This is a genomic window from Streptomyces sp. RPA4-2, assembly GCF_012273515.2.
Taxonomy (GTDB): domain Bacteria; phylum Actinomycetota; class Actinomycetes; order Streptomycetales; family Streptomycetaceae; genus Streptomyces; species Streptomyces kaempferi.
On record NZ_CP050975.2, the window covers coordinates 9,073,884 to 9,095,682 of the forward strand.

General features: G+C 66.9%; 19 protein-coding genes and 2 pseudogenes. 14 read left to right on the forward strand and 7 right to left on the reverse strand.

Annotation, left to right across the window (positions count from 1 at the left end; translation table 11 throughout):
• Nucleotides 1–169: 169 nt before the first annotated feature.
• On the reverse strand, nt 170–1,867 hold the full coding sequence (locus HEP85_RS39990) for an aminotransferase class I/II-fold pyridoxal phosphate-dependent enzyme (RefSeq protein ID WP_168532194.1): 1,698 nt from the start codon (nt 1,865–1,867) through the stop codon (nt 170–172).
• 438 nt (nt 1,868–2,305) lie between these two features.
• Between HEP85_RS39990 and HEP85_RS39995 the strand changes: the two genes are divergently transcribed.
• Nucleotides 2,306–3,577, forward strand: coding sequence for an MFS transporter (locus tag HEP85_RS39995; protein ID WP_168532195.1), 1,272 nt, complete (start codon nt 2,306–2,308; stop codon nt 3,575–3,577).
• Nucleotides 3,578–3,625: 48 nt separating this feature from the next.
• Here HEP85_RS39995 and HEP85_RS40000 read toward each other — a convergent pair whose 3' ends face one another.
• Entirely contained in the window at nt 3,626–3,748 is a 123-nt protein-coding gene (locus tag HEP85_RS40000; RefSeq protein ID WP_282189884.1) for a hypothetical protein, read from the reverse strand.
• A gap of 141 nt (nt 3,749–3,889) precedes the next feature.
• Between HEP85_RS40000 and HEP85_RS40005 the strand changes: the two genes are divergently transcribed.
• The 6 genes and pseudogenes from HEP85_RS40005 to HEP85_RS40030 all read left to right on the forward strand — a co-directional run bounded on the left by HEP85_RS40005 (nt 3,890) and on the right by HEP85_RS40030 (nt 9,943).
• A complete protein-coding gene (locus tag HEP85_RS40005; RefSeq protein ID WP_168532196.1) occupies nt 3,890–5,854 on the forward strand; it encodes a SpoIIE family protein phosphatase in 1,965 nt (654 codons plus the stop codon).
• Nucleotides 5,855–6,258: 404 nt separating this feature from the next.
• The gene (locus tag HEP85_RS40010) at nt 6,259–6,930 is read left to right on the forward strand and encodes a TetR/AcrR family transcriptional regulator (RefSeq protein ID WP_248002324.1); all 672 of its coding nucleotides are present in this window, start codon (nt 6,259–6,261) and stop codon (nt 6,928–6,930) included.
• A gap of 607 nt (nt 6,931–7,537) precedes the next feature.
• Nucleotides 7,538–7,906, forward strand: a pseudogene (locus tag HEP85_RS40015) (winged helix-turn-helix domain-containing protein); the annotation flags it as partial.
• A 91-nt stretch (nt 7,907–7,997) separates the two neighbouring features.
• A pseudogene (locus HEP85_RS40020) lies at nt 7,998–8,126 on the forward strand (sigma factor-like helix-turn-helix DNA-binding protein); the annotation flags it as partial.
• A gap of 406 nt (nt 8,127–8,532) precedes the next feature.
• Nucleotides 8,533–9,117 (forward strand): RNA polymerase sigma factor, encoded by a 585-nt coding sequence (locus tag HEP85_RS40025; RefSeq protein ID WP_248002325.1) that lies wholly within the window; start codon nt 8,533–8,535, stop codon nt 9,115–9,117.
• Between the two features lie 442 nt (nt 9,118–9,559).
• Complete coding sequence (locus tag HEP85_RS40030; RefSeq protein WP_168532200.1) at nt 9,560–9,943, forward strand: MmcQ/YjbR family DNA-binding protein; 384 nt, start codon at nt 9,560–9,562, stop codon at nt 9,941–9,943.
• A 623-nt stretch (nt 9,944–10,566) separates the two neighbouring features.
• On the opposite strand, the gene HEP85_RS40035 is transcribed toward HEP85_RS40030, so the two are convergent.
• Together HEP85_RS40035 and HEP85_RS40040 are read right to left on the reverse strand one after the other, a co-directional pair.
• Entirely contained in the window at nt 10,567–11,184 is a 618-nt protein-coding gene (locus HEP85_RS40035) for a TetR/AcrR family transcriptional regulator (RefSeq protein WP_248002326.1), read from the reverse strand.
• A 23-nt stretch (nt 11,185–11,207) separates the two neighbouring features.
• Nucleotides 11,208–11,441, reverse strand: coding sequence for a hypothetical protein (locus HEP85_RS40040; protein ID WP_168532202.1), 234 nt, complete (start codon nt 11,439–11,441; stop codon nt 11,208–11,210).
• A 706-nt stretch (nt 11,442–12,147) separates the two neighbouring features.
• Between HEP85_RS40040 and HEP85_RS40045 the strand changes: the two genes are divergently transcribed.
• From HEP85_RS40045 to HEP85_RS40060, 4 genes are all read left to right on the forward strand, one after another.
• Nucleotides 12,148–12,702 carry a carboxymuconolactone decarboxylase family protein gene (locus HEP85_RS40045; protein ID WP_168532203.1) on the forward strand — a complete coding sequence of 185 codons (555 nt, stop codon included), beginning with the start codon at nt 12,148–12,150 and terminating at the stop codon, nt 12,700–12,702.
• Nucleotides 12,703–12,952: 250 nt separating this feature from the next.
• Nucleotides 12,953–13,777 (forward strand): isocitrate lyase/phosphoenolpyruvate mutase family protein, encoded by an 825-nt coding sequence (locus tag HEP85_RS40050; protein WP_168532204.1) that lies wholly within the window; start codon nt 12,953–12,955, stop codon nt 13,775–13,777.
• Nucleotides 13,778–13,837: 60 nt separating this feature from the next.
• Nucleotides 13,838–14,485: a nitroreductase family protein gene (locus tag HEP85_RS40055; RefSeq protein WP_168532205.1), complete on the forward strand. Its 648-nt coding sequence runs from the start codon at nt 13,838–13,840 to the stop codon at nt 14,483–14,485.
• Between the two features lie 606 nt (nt 14,486–15,091).
• Nucleotides 15,092–16,006, forward strand: a complete 915-nt coding sequence (locus HEP85_RS40060; RefSeq protein WP_168532206.1) for an NADP-dependent oxidoreductase — start codon at nt 15,092–15,094, stop codon at nt 16,004–16,006.
• A 571-nt stretch (nt 16,007–16,577) separates the two neighbouring features.
• Here the strand turns inward: HEP85_RS40060 and HEP85_RS40065 are convergent.
• A complete protein-coding gene (locus HEP85_RS40065) occupies nt 16,578–17,465 on the reverse strand; it encodes an SDR family oxidoreductase (RefSeq protein ID WP_168532207.1) in 888 nt (295 codons plus the stop codon).
• Nucleotides 17,466–18,022: 557 nt separating this feature from the next.
• On the opposite strand from HEP85_RS40065, the gene HEP85_RS40070 reads away from it, so the two are divergent.
• Nucleotides 18,023–18,268, forward strand: a complete 246-nt coding sequence (locus HEP85_RS40070) for a hypothetical protein (RefSeq protein ID WP_168532208.1) — start codon at nt 18,023–18,025, stop codon at nt 18,266–18,268.
• A gap of 377 nt (nt 18,269–18,645) precedes the next feature.
• On the opposite strand, the gene HEP85_RS40075 is transcribed toward HEP85_RS40070, so the two are convergent.
• Both HEP85_RS40075 and HEP85_RS40080 read right to left on the reverse strand, forming a co-directional pair.
• A complete protein-coding gene (locus HEP85_RS40075; RefSeq protein ID WP_369658047.1) occupies nt 18,646–19,914 on the reverse strand; it encodes a hypothetical protein in 1,269 nt (422 codons plus the stop codon).
• A gap of 200 nt (nt 19,915–20,114) precedes the next feature.
• Entirely contained in the window at nt 20,115–20,534 is a 420-nt protein-coding gene (locus HEP85_RS40080) for a hypothetical protein (protein ID WP_168532211.1), read from the reverse strand.
• Between the two features lie 469 nt (nt 20,535–21,003).
• Between HEP85_RS40080 and HEP85_RS40085 the strand changes: the two genes are divergently transcribed.
• Entirely contained in the window at nt 21,004–21,237 is a 234-nt protein-coding gene (locus tag HEP85_RS40085; protein WP_168532212.1) for a hypothetical protein, read from the forward strand.
• 60 nt (nt 21,238–21,297) lie between these two features.
• Nucleotides 21,298–21,786, forward strand: coding sequence for a transposase (locus HEP85_RS40090; protein WP_282189923.1), 489 nt, complete (start codon nt 21,298–21,300; stop codon nt 21,784–21,786).
• The last annotated feature ends 13 nt before the right edge of the window (nt 21,787–21,799 follow it).

Consider the following 21,799-nt stretch of genomic DNA (forward strand, 5'->3'; position numbering starts at 1 on the left):
GGAGCGAACACGCCCAGGAAGGGGGGCAGCACGCCCGAGACCAGCGCCCGGCGACCAGCCAGCCGGGCTTCGCCCCGACCCCGAACTCGGCACCTGGCGCCTCCAGCTGGTGCAAGTCTCGCAGGATACTGCCGTCCGCGAACGCCCTTTCCAGGGCGTCGGGGGCGCGTCAGGAAAGGATCCGCACGAGTGCGGAGAGCGCCTGAGGCCAGGCTGCGTCGGAGGGCACCCCGTAACCGACGACGAGGGCATCGGACAGGGCGTCCAGGGAACGTTCATGGCGGTATCGGGACAGGCCAGCCACTTTGAGGCCCTGCCGGGTTGCCGCCTGAAGGACCCGCTGCTCGGTCCCGGGCGGCAAAGCGAGCACGGTGTGCAGGCCGGCCGGTGTCCCGATGACGCGCACCTTGGGTGCGTGCTGGGCCAGGGCTGTGACGAGAGCGTCTCGTCGATCGCGGTAGCGCCGGCGCGCAGCACGTACGTGACGGCCGTACGCGCCGGAGGTGATGAATTCCGCCATCGTCAGCTGGCTGAGTACCTCGCACGAGTCGATCTGTCCCTTGGCCGCCGCGGCTTCCTCAGCGAGCGCGGGAGGCAGCGCCATCCAGGCCAGCCGCAAGCCAGGAGCAAGGGTCTTGCTGGCGCTACCCAGGTAGATCACGTGGTCGGGGTCGAGCCCTTGGAGCGCCCCGACGGACTGGCTGCCGAACCGGAACTCACCGTCGTAGTCATCCTCCAGGACCAAGCCGCCGGTCCGTCTGGCCCAGTCCACGACGGCGGTCCGGCGATCGCGCGGCAGCGCCGTGCCCACAGGAAACTGGTGAGCCGGTGTGAGCAGGACCGCATCGGTGCCGACCGGCGGCAGCGGGTCGGTTCCGTGGGTGTCGAAGGGAAGCGGGAGGGTCTGCAGCCCAACAGCCGCCAGCAGCGCGCAGTACTTGTCCAGGCCGTAGGACTCGACGGCGACGTTCCTCGCCCCCCGCCCGGCCAGGACTCCGCTCAGGATTTGCAGGCCGTGGGAGACGCCGGCGCAGATGAGTATGTGATCCGGACTCACGTACACGCTCCGGGCTCGAGCGAGATGGTCCGCGAGTGCGACCCGTAGTTCCGGCCGACCGCGGGGGTCGCCGTAGCCGAGCGCGTCGGCGGGGGCCGCCGCCAGGGCGCGGCGTGTGGCCTTCAGCCACGCTGCACGAGGAAAAGTGGTGAGGTCGGGGTTACCTGGGATCAGGTCGTGGCAAAGGTCTCCGGACGGCTCGGCGGCCGAGCGCGCCGAGATCGGCCGAGTGTTCATCCTGTCCGCCACGAGCGTGCCCGAGCCTCTGCGCGCGGTAAGCCATCCTTCGGCGACGAGGTCGGTATAGGCGTCAGCCACGGTGTTGCGTGCAAGGCTGAGATCGGCGGCGAGCCGGCGGGAGGAGGGCAGCCGTGTCCCCGGGGGCAGGTGGCCGGTGCGGACCGCTTCGCGCACGGCTTCGGCCAGCGCACGGCGCACACCTCGTCCAGCTCCCATCAAATCATTCTCCAAGGTCTGCCGTAGCTGCGCTGGACTGATCCTGGCGTGGGCGCCGAGGTGCTCGACAGCGGCCGCATTTTTGATCGGGACATCAACAGGGCCGCCGGGCAGCAGGTAGCTGATGGCCGTGGTGCGCTGGTCGTCGTTGGTCAGATGGGTAGTCACGAAGCGAACCTCAACACTCGACGCGCTTGCTCTGATGGCGTTGGTGGTTTCGTCGAGTTGGTCGGCGGTGGGGGCGAGAAGGATGACATCGACTCCGGCATGGGCAAGTCCGGTCGCAATCGCTGCGTCAATGCCGTGGCCAGAGCCGGTGATCAGTGCGGTCTCGCCAACAAGTCCAGCTGTCACGCATGAGGGCTCCTTTCAACCCGGTGTGTGGGATGGGCTCTCCCACGCCCCGTGGCGCATGACGCGACTCCGATGAGCGACAGGGGCTGCCGGATTGCCTCTGCACCTGTCTGATGAGCGTCGATCCTTCGCGCCGTCTTACCGATATTTCGCTATCGCCTATGCCGGCCTCCCTCACCGGCGCTGGTAGCGGTGGGAGGGCGACGAGGAACGGGCGAGATCGCGACGTGGTTGGTAAGACGGCGCCGCGGTTCGACACCAACCAGACGGACGCTGACATCCGTTCGTTGTGACCTCTTGCTTACGGGTGGTGTCGCGTGGTGCGTCATTTGGCCGGAGTGTGCCGGCCCAGCTCTGCCCGGCGTCGGCGCCTTGGGTAGACAGCCCCGGACTTCCAGAAACTCCGGGTGGTTCAGAACCATAGAAAGGCACGGCTAGATGCAAGACGTGGCACCAGTGATCAACCTGGCGCGCGGGGGCAAATCGCCCCGGCTGGCATTCTCATCTGCGGTGGTTTCCCTGGTGGCCTCGTTTGCCGCGACGGCCGCACCGATTCCCCTGTTCAACACCTACCGGGCCGAGGACGGGTTCACCAACGCCGGCATCTCGCTGGCCGTCGTCACGTACTCCGTCGGCACTATCGCCACACTGTTGGTGCTGGGACGGCTGTCCAATCATCTGGGCCGGCGGCTCACCGCGATCGCCAGCCTCGGACTGCTCCTGCTGGGCTGTCTGTTCCTGCTGAACGTGCAGGACATCGGCACCCTGCTGGCCGGTCGGCTACTGATGGGCGTCGGTGCGGGGTTGGCCAGCAGCAGCCTCACCTCCTACATCGTCGACACCGCACCCACCAGGCCGGAATGGTTGGCCTCCGTCGCGTCCAGCCAGGGACCCATGCTCGGCCTCACCCTCGGCGCCATCGCCTCCGGCGCCCTGGTCCAGTTCGCCCCCTGGCCACGCGACCTCATCTACCTGGTTTGCGCCGGTCTCCTCGTACTGGCAGCCGCACTCATCGTCATCAGCCCGGAAACCGCGAAGTCGACACCGGGCGCTTGGCGATCACTGATACCCCGGGTCCACGTAGCGGCCCGGGTCAGGCACCTGCTCCCTGTCGCGGCCGCGGTGTTCTTGGCCACCTGGGCGACCGGGGCCTTTTACCAGGCCTTCATGCCCGCACTGGTCGCAGATCAACTCCACACCCACGGCCCACTCCTCCTCGGACTGGTGTTTGCTGCCTACATGGCCCCCAGCGTTCTCGGCGCTCCCGTCGGCGGCCGCTTCACATCCGCGGTAGCCCAACGCATCGGCATGACCGTCTTCTTGGCCGGCTGGATCGGCATCGTTGCAGCGATCGCCATCGGCACACTGGCGCTGTTCATCGCCGCAACCATCGTCGCCGGCGCCGGTCAAGGCATCGCCATCAGTGCCGCCACCCGCGGCCTGCTGTACGGCAGCACACTCGCCGACCGGGCGCCGATCTTCAGCGCGATCTACCTCCTCTGCTACAGCGGCGCCGCTTTCCCCAGCCTCATCTCGGGCCAACTCTCGAACGACTTCTCGCTACCGCGGATCGCCCTCGGATACGGCGGACTTGCCATCGTCGCCACCCTGTTCACCGTCCTCGCTGCACGCAATCCGTTCACGGACGCGCCCAGTACGGTAAGTAATCATGATGATCCTCACCGTCACCCAGGCCTCACCCGACCCTGAGCGGGTCGCCACCCGAGCCGCCGACGCACGCCGATCGCGACCATCGGATCACCGATGGTGATAGACCCCGTCGATCATGATCAGCGTGATCAGTAGGTAGCGGCCCGGCTTGACCAGCTCGCCCGGGAGCCGGTCAAGCTGGTGGGTGGCGGTCAGGCGGTCGACCCGCACGCAGTCGGCTGTCCGCTGGTGTCCCGCGCTTTGCGCCCTGTCGCATGCCGCTGCTGGTGGAGGCGACCTGCCCTGCACGCAGATACTGTTATTGAAGGACAACGAGGTCATATCGCTCGAAGATGGGTAGTGAGCGGCGAAATGGACTCCTCGGACGACATTCTTCAGATGGCTACACCGTCGGCTCTATTGACCCTGGACGGAGTTATCCGCAGCCTCAACGCGGCGATGGCCAGGACGCTGGGCAGGTCAGTGGAGCAGTGCGTGGGTCGTGGCTTCGGTGATCTGTTGCCCACAAGTCAGCTGAGCGCGAGCGAGAGTCTCGTTTCCCATGCCGCCACGACGACGACGGTTGCGATGCGGGTGCTGGAGTTCCCCGGGCCAGGTGCAGCATCTGTCGTCTGCCTTGTCGAGGCGCGACGAGTGAATGATCCCGTAGGTGGCGAGGCGCTGGTGTGGGTGCACTCGTTGGACGCGAGAAACGACCGGGGCGGCCTGCTGATCCCGTTCCGTCTGGCGGCCAAGGCCGCCAACCTCGGTCTGTGCATGTATTCACCCCAGGAACGCAAGCTGGAGTGGCTGGGAGGCGCGCCCGCCTTGGCGGCGCTGTTCCCGGAGGCCTCCATGTCGTTGTCCGAGGTGGTTCGGCGAGTCCATCCCGATGACCGCGGCGCTCTGCGGCGGCTCGTGCGTTCGGCGGCCGCCCAGTCCCCCTGGATCAGGTTGCGGTTCCTTACCGAGCACGATGGCTGGCATTTTCTGGTCTGCCGGGCCCGTCGGATCATTCTGGGGTCTGGCGGCCCTGAGCGGGTCTTCGGAGTGATCCACGACGACACCAAGAGGCAAGCGCGCCGACGCAGAGCGTTGGTCGCGCTGAGTGCTGAACGTCAGCGCGCCGACGAGATCGCGGCCTTCTCCTCCGCCGTGATGACAGCAGTCACAGAGCAAGAAATACAGCAGGTCGTCCTGACCCGGCTCGCCGCGACCTTCGGCGGTACGGGCGCCGCGCTGGCGTTCATCACCAATGGCCGCCTACGCGTCTCCTCCGATGCCGGGATCCCGATACCGGTGGCCGCCCTGCACGGCCTGCCGCTGGACGCCCCCAGCGCGCTGCCCCATGTGATCCGCACTGGTGAGCCGCAGTTCATTTCCAACCAGGAGGACTACATCCGCCGCTGGCCGCACGGGGCCATGGTGCCGTACTTCGACCGGCTCGACTCCGGCTACGCCATCTCGATCACCTCCCTCAGCCCGAGTGGCGATCAGCCGCTCGGGGCCTGGTTTGTGACCTACGACAGCGAACACCGTTCCTCCCCGGATGAGCGGGCCCTCATGGGCACTCTTGCCGACCTTGCAGGCCAGGCACTAAAGCGCGTCAGGTTGCAGGAGGCACGAGTCGAGCTGGCCACGGCGCTCCAGCAGGCCATGCTCCCCACGCTGCCCGAGCACCTCCCGGGCCTGGAGGCCGCCGCCTGCTACCAACCAAGCCGCGACGGGCTCGACATCGGCGGAGACTGGTACGACGCCTTCGTCCTGCCCGACGGTGCCATCGCCCTGGAGATCGGCGACGTCCAAGGGCACGACGTGGACGCCGCCGCAGCCATGGGACAGGTGCGCGCCTCCATGCGCGCGATCGCCGCCCACGAACCGGATCCCGCAACGGTGCTGACGCGGACCAACGAGCTGCTCGTCACGATGGACGCGGCACGATTCGCCAGCTGCACCATGCTGCGTATCGACCCAGACGATGGACGGGTCACCGGCGCGAGCGCCGGCCATGTGCCCTTGCTGTACGCACGCGACGACGGCAGTCACAGCATTCGTGAGATGCCGGGCGGCCCGGTGCTGGGGGTCCTGCCCGACGCGGACTACGCCGAAGAAACCTTCACGCTGGACAAGGACGCCGCGCTGGTCATGGTCACCGACGGCGTGGTCGAAGGGCCGAGCCTGACACTGGACGCCGGACTGGAGCGAGCCGGAACGCTGGCCGCCCAAGCCATCCACGACGGGCTGAACACCGAGGAGACCGCCGACCGCATCCTCGACGCCGCGGTCGCGGTAGACCACCTCGACGACGTGGCCGTGCTGATCATCCGACGCACATGACGTCGCCCGCGTCCTCACACATGCTCGGTACGGAGCCCAGTCACCCAGAGCCCTAGTTTGGAAGATCGCGTGCGTGGATGGCACCTGGCCTGCAGAGTCGCTGACCTGTGATGGCGTGCGGAGTTCCCCGTGGCTTCCCGTTCTTCACCGGATCGCGTGTCGGCCCGTCGGTGCATCCAGTGGGCCGTTTCGGCTGCTCGGTCGAGTGGCCGGCATGGTCGCAGCTCGGCTGTCGCGTCGACTGGGCGCCGAGTTCCAGCTCTGCGGTCGTGGGCTCGTCGAGGCGGCGAGGCCCGGGGCGATGGCTCCAGGTCGGATAGGCCGAGAACCGGAGGCAGGACAGAAAAGGGACCTTGAGGTCCACTCTGAATCCTGCTAGCGTTCGCACCGGTAATCTGGTCAATGTGGCGGAACAGGCGAGCGACAAAAACGGCTCCCGGTTGACTGAGCGCGGGCGGGCGACTCGAGAGCGCATTTTGAGGGCCGCCGCCGACATGATGTACGTCAAGGGCGTGGGTTCCACGACCCTCGACGATGTCAGGGCGGCCAGCGGAACGAGTAAATCTCAGCTCTACCGCCACTACCCCGACAAGGATGCGTTGGTGCGGGACGTTGTCGCGTTGCAGGCCGCGGAATTGCTCGAACGCCAGCACCAGCTACTGCGGCGGCTCAACTCCATCCGCGGGCTGGAGCGCTGGCGGGACGCAGTGGTCGAACACAACGCGCTCCGAAACGGAGCGTACGGCTGCCCGCTCGGCTCCCTCGCAAGCGAGCTGGCCGATCAGGACGAAGAGGCGCGCACCGCGATCGCGCGGCACTTCGGCACCTGGGAAGGGTTGCTCGAGGCCGGGCTCGCACGGATGAAGGACTCGGGAGTCCTCCGTGCCGACGCGGACACTGGAGAACTCGCCACCGGCCTCATGGCCGCCCTTCAAGGTGGCTATCTCCTTGCCCAGACGGCGCGGAACGTCCAACCCATGAGGATCGCCCTCGACATGGCGATCGGCCACATAAAGACTTATGCCATGCCTGCCGAGGACGGCAATCCGCCTGCGGAGGGCACGGCAGGGCACTAAAACCGCCCGGGACGAGACGGCGCCGAGAAGGCCCAGTGCGGCACCGCGGGCGGTTGCGCCGCGGTCTCCCTGCCGGCTGGGCTTCACCTTCCTCCCGGCAGGCCAGAGGCGCGACGGCGGGAGGCCGTGTTCGTCCGCATGCCTCACTGTCCGCATGCGACCCCAGTTGCCAGCGAAAAAAGCGGCGGCTCCTGCGCAAAGGCAGGTCGCTTTCCGTCCAGCTCTCCGGCCGGCCGGAGAGCTGGACGGGTCGCCCGCACTCCGCTGCATGCCGTCCTCCATGCCGGAGGTCACCGAGTGGTTCGCCAACCGCTACCAGTCACGGTTGCGCGAGCACACACCGCCGCCCGCGAGGACCGTGGCGGCTCCGAGCCTGCCCGCTTGTCATGAAGAGTTGCTCGACCACGGCCAGGGCGGGCCCGTCCGGTCATGCCGGCGCAGCGCCGTAGCCGTCCTGCAGTGCGAGGTGCCAGTAGGTCTGGCCCACAAATAAGGGGACTATTTAGTCCTGAAAATTGGACCGACCTGCGGTACGTTTGGGGAAAGCGGTCCCTCGCGGACGGCCAAGCAGTCAAGCCTCACAAGGATCCCCTAGGCGGTAGGCACCATGTATGCGGGCGTCCAGTTCTCAGTGCTCCACCCGGTCCGGCTGCACAGACAGAGGGTCGAGACCGGAGCCGGTCAGCCGAGGCAGTGCGCCGTGCTCACTTCGCTGTTGCTCAGGGCAGGCAAGCCTGTAAGCCTCTCGAAACTGGTGGAGGACGTGTCGGGCGACGACGCCCCACCATCCGCCGCAGGCTCCGTGCGCACGTACGCCTACAGGCTCAGGCAGGCACTGGGGGAGCAGTGCGACCGCTCCGTGAGCCTGGTCGGCGGGGGCTGTCTGCCGCGCATCCAACCGGACGCTCTGGACCTGAACAGGTTCGAGGAAACGACGGCATGGGCGAGGGAAGCCCGCACCGCCGGCGACCTGACATCCGCGGCGAGCCTGCTGACCGAGGGCCGCGAGATGTGGAAAGGGGTCTCACCGGGATCCCGGGGCCGTTCGCGGGCCAGCAGCGCAGCGCCGGCTCGCTGTGTACCTCGCAGACGTCGAGGGCCTCTCCTGCCGCGAAATCGCAGAAACGAGGGGAACCCCTGTGAGCACCACGACGTCGCGCATCCACAGAGGGCACCAGCAGCTCCGCCAACTGCTGCCGCAGTACACGCCCCGGGTTGCGCACGGCGTGAACGCCTGTCACCGGCGAATTGGGTCACAGGCCTCGACGGTCAGCCTGCTCACCAACCAACCACAACAGTACGGAAAAGCGTGCCCCACGCAGCGGGTGAATCCCTCGTCGAAATACGCCGGAAACCCCGTCCATGAATCGCAGGATGCGCGCACGGCGAAAGAAAACAGTGACTTCGCGTAGACGTTCTGTACTTGGTCTCGTGACGGGCTTGTCCGCACGAAATGACCTGAGGATTGAGAACCATGCACTCTGCGGATGTTAAAAGACCTGCCGCTCGGCTCCGGACAGACATGCCGGAACCAGCGGCAGCCCCCCGGCAGCAGGGCCCGCCACGGGCCGACGGCAGCTCGACCCGGAGTCCGCCGCCTGGGTGGACGCGCTCGAGGGCGGCCATGGGTCGCACTACGAGCAGGCCTGCACGCAGCTGCACGAACTGCTGGTGCGGATCGCCATGAACGAAGTGTTCCGCCGGGGCCCTCGTTACCGAATTACCGGGCCCGAGCTGAACGATCTCGCCCACCAGGCGGCTGCCGACGCACTGATGAGGATCACGCACAAAATCCAGGAATTTCGAGGCGACGCCAGGTTCACCACGTGGGCGTTCCGATTCGTCGTACTTGAAGTGTCCAGCAAGCTGGGCCGCCATTTCTGGCGTGTTGCACATACCTTGTTCGACTTGGACGAATGGACGCAAGTGCCCGACCGCTCCGGCAGCGACCCCGTCAGCCACTGGCAGGCACGAGAGCTGGGCGAAGCCGCGCGCAACGCGGTCGAGACGGCACTGAGCGCCCACCAGCGGCAGGTCTTCACCGCGGTCGTCAACGGGGTTCCCCTGGAAACGCTCGCCAGTGAGCTGGAGACGAATCGTAACGCGCTCTACAAGACGATGTTTGACGCCCGTAAGAAATTGCGAGATCAGCTGGTAGCCAGCGGACATCTCAGCGCTACGGGCTGATGCAGCGGCGACGACGTCGGCCCGGCAGCGCTGACCTGGGGGCTCGCACCGCAGCCGAATACGCCCTGGGAGCCTGGCAGCCGTCCGTCGGGCGCGGACGGGAAAGACTGTGCCGCCAGGACCTCACCTTCCCGACGGGCCGGAAGTAAGAAATCGCCGCCCTCGGGCGCTCACCTCCGAAGGGGCCCACAGGGGCCACCCCGGACAAAGGACGGCGGCGTTCGTCGAGCAGACGGCTGCCTACCTGGTGCTCCTGGGTCATGCACCTGAGCGCGTACGTACCGAGCGCTGCGGAGACAGTGGAGCCCCCGTCCAGCTTCCGTCACGGTTGCCGGCGTACTGGCGCCGCCGTTCGTGGCGGCCATGCGATAGACGCCACCTTGAACCCTGGCCGGTCGGTCGATCGGTCAAGGCACTCGGATCGATAGAGGAGTTGATCACCTTGGACGGACATGAGCTGCAGAAGATTGCGGGCGACTGCACTGTGGAACTGCCCGGGGCCGACCTGGAGCGTCGTCTCGGCCCCGACTGGGACCTGTACAAGGTGCGAGGCAAGGTCTTCATGCTGATGACCGACATGCCGGGTCGCCCCGTCGTGATCCTGAAAGCCGATCCGGACGACGCCGCGGCCTTGCGTGAACGGCACGCGGACATTACCCCCGGCTATCACATGAACAAGAGGCACTGGATCACGGTGGAAGGCGGGGGCACCATCGACGAGAAGTTGGTGAAGGAACTCGTGATGGACTCCTACCGTCTCGTGGTCGGAGGGCTTCCCAAGTCCGAGCGGCCCGTGGATCAGCACACCTACGGCCGCCGCGTCTGACCTTCGTCATGCCCATCAGCAGCGAGAAGCTCCAGGACAGAGCGCGCGACACAGCACGGGCGCTGCCCGGAGTCAGCCCAGGGCGCCCGTTCACCGAGCAACTGGACGTCCGCACGGTGGCGGGCGAGGTCTTCCTGATCGTCACGGACGACCCAGACGGACGCACCGTCACCCTCGAGACAGAACCGGAGTACGGGCGGCTGCCGCAGGACGAACACCCATCGATCACCGCGGGCCTGCCAACCAAGCCTTCGTTACCCGGTACTTGGCGGAGTAGTCACCCCGGGGTGGAGCGCCCTGGTCGCCACGCTTCCCGGTAGGCCGATCACCCTCGCCATCGACGGAACTGCCGCCCTGGACTGGTCTGCGGCCGTCAAGTTGCTGAACTCGGCGCCGGAGGCGCGCGGGCTCGCCGCCTCGGCAACCGATCTCCGGGCGCGCCACGCCCCTGGCCGGCGATCCTCGAGCGCACAGGGTCCGGGCTCGCCGACGATCTGGACTCCGACCAGCTTGCAGAAGGCACCCTTGTGGCCGCCGTGTTCTTGGGTCGCGCAGGTATGCCCAGCCGGCCTCAGGAGGCAGCGACCGCCTGAGAAGTGTGTCGTGCAACTGCGAACGTGTGCTCAGCGGCGAGCGAAGGAGGCGATGTGGTCCAGGGCCATGTCCAGCGCGACGGCCATTGGCTCGGAGTCGTGAGCGTTCTGTGCGAGCACGTAGCCACCCTGCAGAGCAGCCAGCAGACCAGTACCCAAGCGTTGCGGGTCCGCGTGCTCGGCAAGTACGCCGAGGACGCGGAGCCGGGTCAGCGTTTCGACGAGCATCCGCCGCCACGCATCGAATGATGCGTTGAGCGCTTGACGGGATTGTTCATCGTTGTCGGACAGCTCAATCGACATCGCGCCCAGCGCGCACCCGTACGAGCCGTCCTGCAGTGAGTTGGCCTGGACGAGAGCGTCACGCCATCGGCGCAGACCCGTGAGGGTCTTCACGCCGCGCAGGCGCTGTTCCTCGCGGGCGAGGACGAACGTCGACTGCAGGTCGATCACGGCGTGGATCAGCGCGAGTTTGTCCTCGAAGTGGTTGTACAACTGCGACTTACTCGTGCCGCTCGCCAGCCGGACGTCATCGAGGGTGGTGGCGTTGACGCCCCTGACATAAAACAGCTTGGCCGCCGAATCAACGATCCGTGAACGGGTCTCCAGGCCGCGTGGCGTGCGGCGAGTACCGCTGGTTCCGGGCACGGTGCCTCCCTCGCGCATGTCACTCACTCCTGTTGCTCGGCCGGGGAATGCATCACAACCGCGGTGGCCTCGATCTTCAGACGGAGGCTGGGCCGGATCAGTTGTAGGACCAATACGAGCATATACGTCGGTCGGTGAGAGATGTCGTCCTTGCGAACCTTCACGTAGGCGTCGACGTCGTCGCGGTCGGTGAGCCCTGACCGGACCTGGCCGATGTCGCTCAGTTCGGCACCAGCCCGCCGCAGCGCCTCGCACACGTCGTCCGAGGCTTTCGGCCTCCTCGGCGAAGTCATCCGGCAGGGTTCCGTCCAGCCGCAATCCCGGGGTGCCGGACAGGACGGCCTGCGGGGCGCCGGCCGGGATCGCGAGCGCATCGGAGTAGGTGCTGCGGCGCGACACCCTGGCGTCGATGAACTGTGTTGTAGCGGGCCATCTCAACCAGACCTCCTCGTAGACGGAGGGGCGATGGAGGCGCAGGCAGATCCGAGAGCTCTTGCCTGCGTTGCAGTCAGCCTCCTCATCCAATGTTGGACTAAATCGTCCAGAAAACTCAACACTCGGGTTCGAGTCGGGCCGACTTGAGGCGGCTTGAACTTGCCTGTCGAGATCGCCCGAGCTGCTCGCGACGTCGCCCTACCATGCCTCTGAGCTGCATATTTACTGATCCGACGCGACATCGGCTCGCCTGGATGCAACATGGTGGATGGCGATTCGCCCGAGGGGGTTGCGTAGAAATTTCTGGTCTGTATAGTCCTTTACATGTGGTGTCTGGGGTGGCGGAGAGATCTCCGGACTCGGCTCCGGCGGAGTCACCCCCCGCAATGCACGGCACCAAGCGCAACCGATGCCACCGGCCAGGTTGCAGCCAACGCAGGTAGGGCCTGCGACGGAACTCCGAACCACTTCGAGCCCGACCTGGGCGCAACGACGACTACACACACCCCGACCGGAGGTCGACTCGCCGTGTCACGACTGAACGTTCCCCCTCCAGAGGATGTGCCTACCGGCGCACAGCAGATACTCGACAACGTTGGTGCGCAGCTGGGCTTCGTCCCGAACATGTTCAAGACCCTCGCGTCGAACCCGACCGTTCTTGAGGTCGTCACGACTCTGCAAGGCACCCTGAGCCGGGTTCTCGACGCCAGGACGCGGCACAGCATCGCGCTGGCTGTGTCGCAAGCAAACGGCTGCAGTTACTGCGTGGCGATGCACACCCACGTCGCGACCAGATTCGGCGGCATGTCGGGCGACGACATCGAACTCGGCCGCGTCGGGAGCTCAATCGATCCCCAACGCGCCGCGGCCGCCCGCTTCGCGCAGCGGGTGGTCGAGAGCCGCGGACAGGTCAGCGACGCCGAGCTCGCAGGAGTGCGGGGCGCCGGGTACACCGACCCGCAGATCCTGGCGATCATCGCGGTGGCGGTGCAGTTCCTGCTCACCAACTTCATCAACAATGTCAACCAGACCGACCTCGACATCCCCGCTGCCGACTCGGTCGCTACGACCGTGCCCCAGTGAACCCGCACCCGGTTCCGCCGACGCCCGGCACGGCACGCGAGAGCGTGATCGAGCATGGTCGAGTCCACGGACATCGTCCACGGAGTCAGCGCGCGTCATCTCGTCTGCTGGGGCTGGAGCGGCTTTAGGAAGCTCCGCGCCGCCGCCAACAACACCCCACCCACCGGTTGTTCTTTGGAACCTCGGCGCGGTCCAGGCACCCAGCCGACGAACCCCTCACTGAGTCAACGATCATTCAGGAAGGCTCGACATGCCGGGTTCCGAACTCTATGAGAAGTTCATGGCGCTGCACACCCGCGACGGTGGCCTCGTCATGCCGAACGCATGGGACGGCCTCTCGGCGCTGATGCTGGCCGATGCCGGCTTCGAGGCGATCGCGACATCGTCCGCCGCGATCGCCGCCACCCTCGGCCGCCTCGACGGGCGTCACGAAGTCACCCGCGAAGAGCACCTCGAGCATGCGCGGCTGCTCGGCCGCCTCACCGGGCTGCCCGTCAACGGAGACTTCGAAGACGGTTATGGCGACATGCCTGAAGACGTCGCCGCGACCGTTGAGGCCGCCGTGGAGTCCGGCCTGGCCGGTATCGGGGTGGAGGACACCTCCGGCGATCCCGATCAACCGATCCGCGACTTCGACGAAGCCGTCAGTCGCGTACGCAGCGCCGTCGACGCTGCCAAGGGGCGCATCGTCATTACCGGCCGCACCGACAACTTCATCCAGGGACGGCCCGATCTTGACGACACCATTCGGCGTCTGACGGCCTTCGCCGAGGCGGGCGCGGATGTGGTCTACGCGCCGTTCCCACCCGACCGCGAAGCACTCGTCGCGATCGTCACCGCGGTCGCCCCGACACCAGTCAACGTCCTGGTGTCTCCGTCGGACAAAGTGCTGACCGTCGCTGAACTGCAGCAGGCCGGGGTCAAGCGCATCAGCTTGGGTCCGCTGCTCTACACCCACGCGATGGGCGCACTCGAACAGGCCACGAAGGCGCTCCGCGCGGGCGACCTCGCTTCGGCGACGACAGGTATGAGCTTCGCGCGCGTCAACGAACTGCTTAGCCACGGCAAGAACTAACCCAAACAGCACGAATCGCTAACTCTTCAACCAGTGATTGCAAGACAAAGGCAGGTTGCCATGAATCTCGACAAGCTCATGAACAAGCACCTCACCAGGTACTTCGACCCCAGCAAGACCATCCCGGAGGAAACACTTCAGCAACTGCTGGGGTTCCTGCGCTCGACACCGTCGTCGACGAACGTACAGCCCAACCACTTCTACGTCCTCGCCACGCCCGAAGGCAAGGAGCGGCTGGCGGCCAACCTCGGCGAGCGATTCCAGGACAACAGCGAGAAGATCCTGAACGCCTCACACACCGTCATCCTCACCACCAGGGCGGATCTTCCCGACAGCCACCTCGATGCGGTGTTCAGCAAGGAGAGGGCCGACGGCCGGTTCGCCGACCCGGCAAAGCACGAGCTGTGGGAGTTCATGACCCGCGACTTCCTCAACCTGCGCAAGTACGGCTACAAGGACGTGAACCACTGGATGGAAAAGCAGACCTACCTGGCCATGGGTCTGACCATGATGGCGGCTGCTGAGCTCGGCGTCGAAGCCATGCCGCTCGAAGGGTTCGACCCGACGAGTGTCGACAAGGCGTTCAAGATCCGCGAAACCGGACACACCACGACAGTGCTGCTGGCTCTCGGCTACCCCGACCCCGCGAAGGTGTACAACAGCCCGACGTCGCGCTTCGAAACCGACAAGCTGTTCACCTTCGTCTAAACAGCCCCGGCACCGGGAACGACTGTGGCCGAAGTCCGCGGGCCGCGGACACCCTTGGCCTCGATATCGGCCCACCCGCACAACGAGACCTGCGGCAGGCGCGGCCGGTCATCACGGACGTCGCGACGTCGGTCGCGGGGCGCCGGCCGGCGCCCCGATCGTTGGCGCCCGGATGACCCAACGGCCTCCGCGGACCTCCGGCATCGGGTTCTCCGACCCGCACCGCGGGGTCGTCGAACGGCTCAGCACGGAACTGCTGGCGGTAGGCGTCGACGAGACCCAGACCGTGCCAAGCCGGCACCCATCTCGGCGACGCCGACCGGGTCCGGCGGCGCCTCCCGCAGCGCCCCGGCATCCACGGCGTACTGCTCGTCGAGCGCCGCGGCCTCCGCGACGCGGACACGCGGACGGATGGAGACCCGCCGCCGCCAGCAACGCTGCTGTCTGAGGCGCCGGAGATCTGGAACCGGTCGGTCGGACTGAGTACGAAGACAAAGATCTACTGTGAAGGCATGCGGAATGTCCAGTTCGACACCGCTGCCGGATTTGGGTTTCCGGCCCGTACCTCCTGGTCGGCCGGACTGAACGAGAGGACAACGATCTACTGTGAAGGCATGCGGAGTATCCACGGCCGAGAAGGAAGTCGTCCTGCTGGAACTGCCCGAACCGTCATCTCCCAAGCCCGGTCAGATCCTGGTGGAGGTTGAGGCAGCCGGAGTCGGACCGTGGGACGAACTGGAAATCGACGCCAGCTGGGACGTAGGGCTGCGCCCCCCGGCTGCACTGGGAGTGGAGGGCGCAGGCAAGGTGCTGGCCGTCGGTGCGGGTGTCACCGGGTTTGCCGTAGGCGACCGGGTGCTCGCACACGAGGCGCCGCTGCCCGGGGGAAGCGGCTTCTGGGCCGAACGCGTTCTGATCAACGCGGATCACGCTGCGGCCTGCCCACCAGGGCTGGACGCCGTGCAAGCGGCGGCGCTGCCGGTCAACGGGCTCACCGCGTTGCAGGCCCTGGAGAAGCTGGACCTCAGCCGAGGACAGCGGCTCCTGATCACCAACGGAGGCGGGGGCACCGGAGCCCTGGCCATCCAACTCGCCGCGGTCAACGGCATCGAGGTGACCACGACCGCTTCCGCGACCGCCACAGAGCGCCTGACTGGTCTGGGAGCGGCGGAAGTCGTCGACTACCACGACCCGAACTGGTCGACCAAGGTGCGCGGCGGGTTCGACGCTGCCCTCATCATCGCTGCCGGTACGGCGGACGCGGCCCTGCCCTTGGTGCGGGACGGCGGCCAACTGTGCTCCCTGACCTCGGACGCGCCTCCGGAGGAACGCGGCATCACGAGCTGGGACCTCTACCTCGAGCCCAACGGCGCGCAACTCGTCCAGCTCGCGGAGCAGGCCGCGGTGGGAACCTTGAAACTCGCACCGGAGCCCCTGCCGCTGAGCGAGGGACCGGCTGCATTCACCCAGGTGGTTGCCGGACGGGCCGGCGGTAAGAAGATCGTGCTCATCCCAGCATGACCCGACCGGGCACCGATCGATCCCGATGGCGGGCCACAGGGCCGCCAGGCGCGAGCGGGAAGTCGTCAGGCTGAGACTAGGAAGGTTCATCAAGGCTCAGCCGCCGGAGGAGGTGATGTGCCGCCGCGGTGCGAGCGCCCGGCAGACTCGGCAGCCTCAGTCCTGGACGCACCCCATCAGGATCTTCGTCGTGGCATCAGGCGAGTTGGCCGGGCGCGGTGCCGCAGAGATCTGGGCAGAAGCCCGTACCGCGGGCGGGCCTGCCGCAGGCCCGCCCATGAGGGAGAAGGCGGCAGGGCCCGCCCCGGAAGCGCTCCATCCGCAAGGCGTTCGTTTTCCGGTACGCGCATGTCCGCCCAGACCGCCCCGAGCAGGGCTGGAGCGTCCAGGGCACGCTCTGACCTCCCGGAGGTGCGGGCTCATGGGCACCAGGAGTGGGTGGACGAGTAGTTTGCGGAGCTGGACACCAACGGTCACGGGTCCATCAGCCGACAAGACGGCGTCGGTGCCTTACCGGAACTCTTCCGCTCTGACTTCGCAAGCGTAGGCCGTCTGTTCTCGTCTGAGGTTTTCAGCCCAGGGCGGGATAGCCGCCGGCGACGAGGTCGGCCATCAGGCTCGGGTGGGCAGGTTCCCAGCCGAACCGTTTCCGAGTCAGTGCACTCGATGACGCCATGTCGAGGGCGAACAAGCGGCCGATGACGCCGAAGTCATCAGCCGACGCCGACTCGACGGGCACTGCGAGAGCCCCGCCGATAGCCTCTGCCAACGACCTCATTGTGTCGCCCGTGTCGGCTACCGCGTGCAGGACCGTGCCAGGCTCAGCATCCTCGAGTGCGATGCGGAACAGCCGGGCGGCGTCAAGCCGGTTGACCGCCGGCCAGCGCTGCGTGCCATCGCCGACGTACGCCGACACGCCCGTTTTCTGCGCGGCGGCGATGAGCACCGAGCAAAAGCCGTACTGCGACCCGCGCTGATGCACGGAGCGTGGCAGCCGGACGACAGAGGACCGGACACCCTGGGCGGCCAGCGCCAGAACCGCGTGGGAATTGCGGCCGCGTCCACCGACCGGACCGTTGGTGGTGTCGGGGTCCTCCTCGGTGGAAACTTGGCCTGGCACCATCGGCGTGAGGCCGGCATGCACGAACGGCTTGCCACTGCCCGAGAGCGCGGCCGCGAAGGTCTGCACGGCGCGCGCTTCCTCGTCGATGCACGGCTCCAAGTCGCTCCAGTCGTTCCCAAAGGCCAGGTTGATGACACCATCGGCCTGGGCGACGCCAGCGCGAAGGCTGTCAAGGTCGGCGAGGTCGCCGCGGAGCGGCATCCCGCCGGCGGCGGAAACGGCCGCAGCTGCAGCATCGGAACGGACAAGGCCGAGGACTTCGTGACCAGCAGCGATAAGTTCGGGAACGACAACTGAGCCGATGCTGCCGCTGGCTCCAGTGACGAATACGCGCATGGGAGGCTCCAGATGAATCCTGCGACGCCGCGTCGCACGACAAGATCCGGCGGTCCGGTCAACTCAGGCTAGCGACGCCCGCTGCTGGAACATCCCCGACGAGGCGACTGCAATCCCCTCAGACCCACCGCACCTACGATTCTACCAATCGCATACAAGTCGCGTACGCATGGCGATGCCGGTTGAGGCTCAATCCTTCACGACGAGCCCCGTGTGCGTAGACCGCTGGGTTGCTCGTTCAAGCGGAAGATTAGCCATACTTGATCATTACGTAGGCCTCAGGTTCCACAGGCAGAATCACTAAAGCGTAGGTTGATAAATTTTTTTCCGCTCTGCAAATTTTCGCTCAACAAGCGTTGTGGCATCAAGCGGTGGCACTACGGCCACCGCGCTTGCCCCCCGCCCCCTGATTTTTTTATTTCTCCGTTTCTTTCTATTTTCGCCCGTCTGTGGCGGTCGCGCAAGACGTGCTCGTTGTGCGCAACCTATTCACCGCCTGCGAGGTTCCATACGCTAGCGTGGCCTCATGTGGTGGACGGCACGCCCTCACTCTTGAGGTGTCGAATTATGAACCGCTGGAGATCACCGAAGACGACTTCGCGGAGTGGTTGTGCTTCGCCTTCTCGCCGGCGCAGGCAGAGGCGTTCATCCTGCTGCGGCAAGTGCACCATGCCTCCGTCGCCAGCTACGTTCTCAGCGTGACTGACGGGCTTTTCTCCACGGAAGCCGCCGACCGGATCGTCGAAGCACTGGCAATTCCCGGGGCAAGGGTGACTCATGTGAATGCCGAGGCTAAGCAATAACATCCGAGGCGCATGGCACGGACCTCCCTTGATTTGGGAGGCGCGTGCTGTGCGTGTGGCTGTTCAGGTGCCTGCAGGCTCCCCGCTTGTTTCTGTCTACCAAGGTCGGCCGGGTCAGCCGTCGGCTTTCGGCGCGTGGGGCCGTTTGACGGTTTTACCGACGTCATAGCGGGTGGCGGGCCGCCGGTACTTCGAGCTGCGGGGGCGCCCTGGCCTCTTCCCTGTTGGTTGAGGAACACAGGCCGGGCAGCCGACCCGTCCGGGGGTGCCGGCGGGTTCGTTCTACAGGCCGCGCTGAAGCTCACCAGAACGAACCTGCAGGCGGCGGTCAGAGACAGGGGAGGGTCGCTTCCTCAGGGTCTGTCCGGCGGATTGGCTCAGAGCCGCGTGGCCACCCGGGCGTGCACCCCGACGGCCCGCAGCAGCCGGACCGCCGCAATCCGCTGGTGGCGCGGACGGTCTTGGGCCAGGAGCCCGCGCAGCAGCCCCTGCGGTACGCGGTCGGCCCACGGCAACAGGGCGGCGGTCGCCTGCCGGACCACCGCCGCCGACGGGTCGTCCAGGAGCGGTCGTATGTCATCGACGCGTACCGCCTCCAGCGCCCGCAGCCCCGCCAAAGCGCAGGCGCGCACGCCGGGGACCGGGTGGGCGAGGAGTTCCCGGACCAGGTCCGCGTCCTCAGGCACCCTGCACTCGCCGAGGCCCACTGCGGCGGCGGGCTGGGCCGTGGGGTCGGCACATAGCGCGCGGTACAGCGGCGCCGGGTCGGTGCCGCCCTGCCGCAGCACCCACCGGGCGCACGCCCGTACCACGGCGGACCGGTCGGTGAGGTACGGCTCGGCGTCGGCGTGCCGCCCGGCCCGGCGCAGCGCGGTCACACCCGCCGACCTGACCCGGGGCTGCCGGGACCCGAGCAGCGGCACCACGACCTCGCTGAACTCGTCGAAGGTGCCCTCGCCGAGGGCGGCCACAGCCGCTTCGGCGCACAGGTCCTGCACTACGACGTCGCGATGGCGGGCGGCGGTCCGAGCGAGCCGCGCTGCGGGGAGCAGCCGCCGCTCGACGGCGATGCGGTACGCGATGCGGGCCGTGGCCCGGTCGCCGCTGTCGAGCAGCGCCTCGGCCTGCGCGGCAGGGCCCGCGCGCAGCGCCCCGGTCAGCAGCTCTTGGGCGAAGCCGCCCCGCGGGCGGCGGCCGATCCGCAGGGTCAGCGCGGCGTGCGCGGCCAGCCGGTGCGGGGGCGTCTCGGACAGCAGCACGCGGGCCCGTTCGCGTACCGGCCCAGCCCAGTCCGCGCAGCGGATGACGACCAGCGCAAGCAGCGCGGGCCGCTCCTCGGTATGGTCCAGTGCGGCCTCACGGATCCGGCCGTCGGGGTGGCAGAGGGCGAGGGCGAGTTCGGCGTCATCGGGCCTATGGCGCCAAGTGACGGTGGGCAGCGACGCATCCGCATCCCAACTCAGCCGCCGCCCGGACAGCGACGCGTTCGAGTGGAACAGCTCCGGCCGCTGCCAGGCCAGTTCGCGTACCCCGAAGTCAAGGCCGATCCAGGACTCCGGATCCGTCACATCGAGCGCCTGGTCCAGAGCAACTCCGGCGGCCAGTCGCCTGACGGCCTCGTATGACTCGTCTTCGCTGGTCAGCATGCGTGAAGCCTAATCGCCGCCCAGCAGATCTTCTGCACCCTCGCATACCGCTGGCCCTCATGCGCGACCACTACGACGCCTGGCTCGCCCCTCACCACTAGGCCCTGTTTCTTGGATCAAGCATTCATCATCTGGCCGGCGCCGATGCCCCTTCGGGTTTGCGATGGAGCCACACAGCACAAGGCCCTTGTGCCGACGCGTTAGTTCTGTCGGATCTTCGCCAATTTGTGGGCCCTGACCTGGCTTTCAACGATGGCGCGCAGATCCTCGGCGTTGTCCGCGCTCTTGCGCAAGGAAGTAATCCATACCTCTTCGCCGACCCAGTCCAGCGGCAGCCTGTGCTTAGGCCACTTCTTCACCAGATCCCGAGCAAGTTGCAGCCCCTCCTCCGCTAGGTCCCTGTCCCCACTCGCCGACGGGACGAGGATGCTGTCTTCAACCGCCCATATCGCGGGCAAGCCGCCCAAACCCTGCTGAGCTGTCGCGAAAGCGCGCAGTTCGTTGACGACGTCTGCGACGGTGGGCGGAACATCGAGACTCAATCTGGCCTGGCCAGCGAGGCGCCGGGCGGCGTCGAGATAGTCCTCCGCATGGTCGGTGAACTTGATGGCTTCCTGCACTCCTGATGTTGACGCCAGGCGTTGGCCAAGTGCCAGAGAGACGACTGGGAATGGTCGCATCAATGCGTGAATGTGTGCTGTCGGGAAATAGGCGTCACCCGAAGTGGACCGATCAAGAGTGATCCCTTGGACCAGGGGCCCGACTTCGGCGCAACAGCCGGAAAGGGCGCCAAATGTCGAAGCCGTCGAAGACTCGCGCCCAATCCGCCGTTACCTGCTTGGCGGTCGCGGGATCCGTTTTCGTCATGACCCTGCCTCTATGGTGATCACCCTTGTAGGTAGAAAAATCTACCTTCGGTGCACGCAGAGCTGGAGCCAGGCTATGGTTCTCGGCTCATGTTCGGAGCCAGATCGTGAGGGCCGCGAAGGTGACGGTGCCGAGGCAGATGTAGGCGTGTTTCTCGTAGCGGGTGGCAACGGCCCGGAAACCCTTGGGGAGACGGTGACCGAGGTACCGGAGCCGCCTCCGATGCTGTTACCGCCCGCGGAACTGCCCCGCACCCAGATCATCGAACGCACCCGCCACCGCAACGAGGACATCCACCGCCGGCTGGAGAAACGCTGGAGGATCAGCGTCATCGCCCGCCGTCTGAGCCTCGACCGCAAGACCGTGCGCCGTTTCCGCGACACTGACCTCAACGACCGGGTGGTCTCCGCCCGCGAGCGCCGCCCCAACGGCGTCCTGGAGCCGTTCAAGGCATAGCTCAACGCCCGCTTCGCCGAAGCAAAAGGCCAGGTCAGCGGCATCCGACTGTTCCTGGAGATCCAGGCTCGCGGCCACCACTGCAGCCGCCAGGTCGTCCGCAAACACCTCGCCGCCCTCCGCACGGGCGCCGCCGAACCGGTCCGGGCCGACATCCCGAGCCCTCGCAAGGTCACCTCGTGGATCATGCGGGCCCGGGAGACGCTCACCGAAAGCCAGGGCGAGCGACTCCTACAAGTCCGGCTCGCCTGCCCGGACATCACCCGGGCCTGCGATCTTGCTCGGGCGTTCGCCGACCTGGTCCGCCACCAGCGCGGATACCTGTTGCTGGAGTGGATCCGGCAGGCCGAACAGGACGCACCGAAGCCCATGAAGGGCTTCGCCGGCTTCCTCCGCCAGGACCTCGACGCTGTCACCGCCCGGCTCACCCTTCCGTGGAGTTCCGGGGTGGTCGAAGGGCACGTGAACCGGGTGAAAACGCTCAAGCGAGCTATGTACGGCCGAGCCTCATTCGCACTCCTCCGGACCCGCATCCTCACCCAGTCGTGACTTGCATCAATCA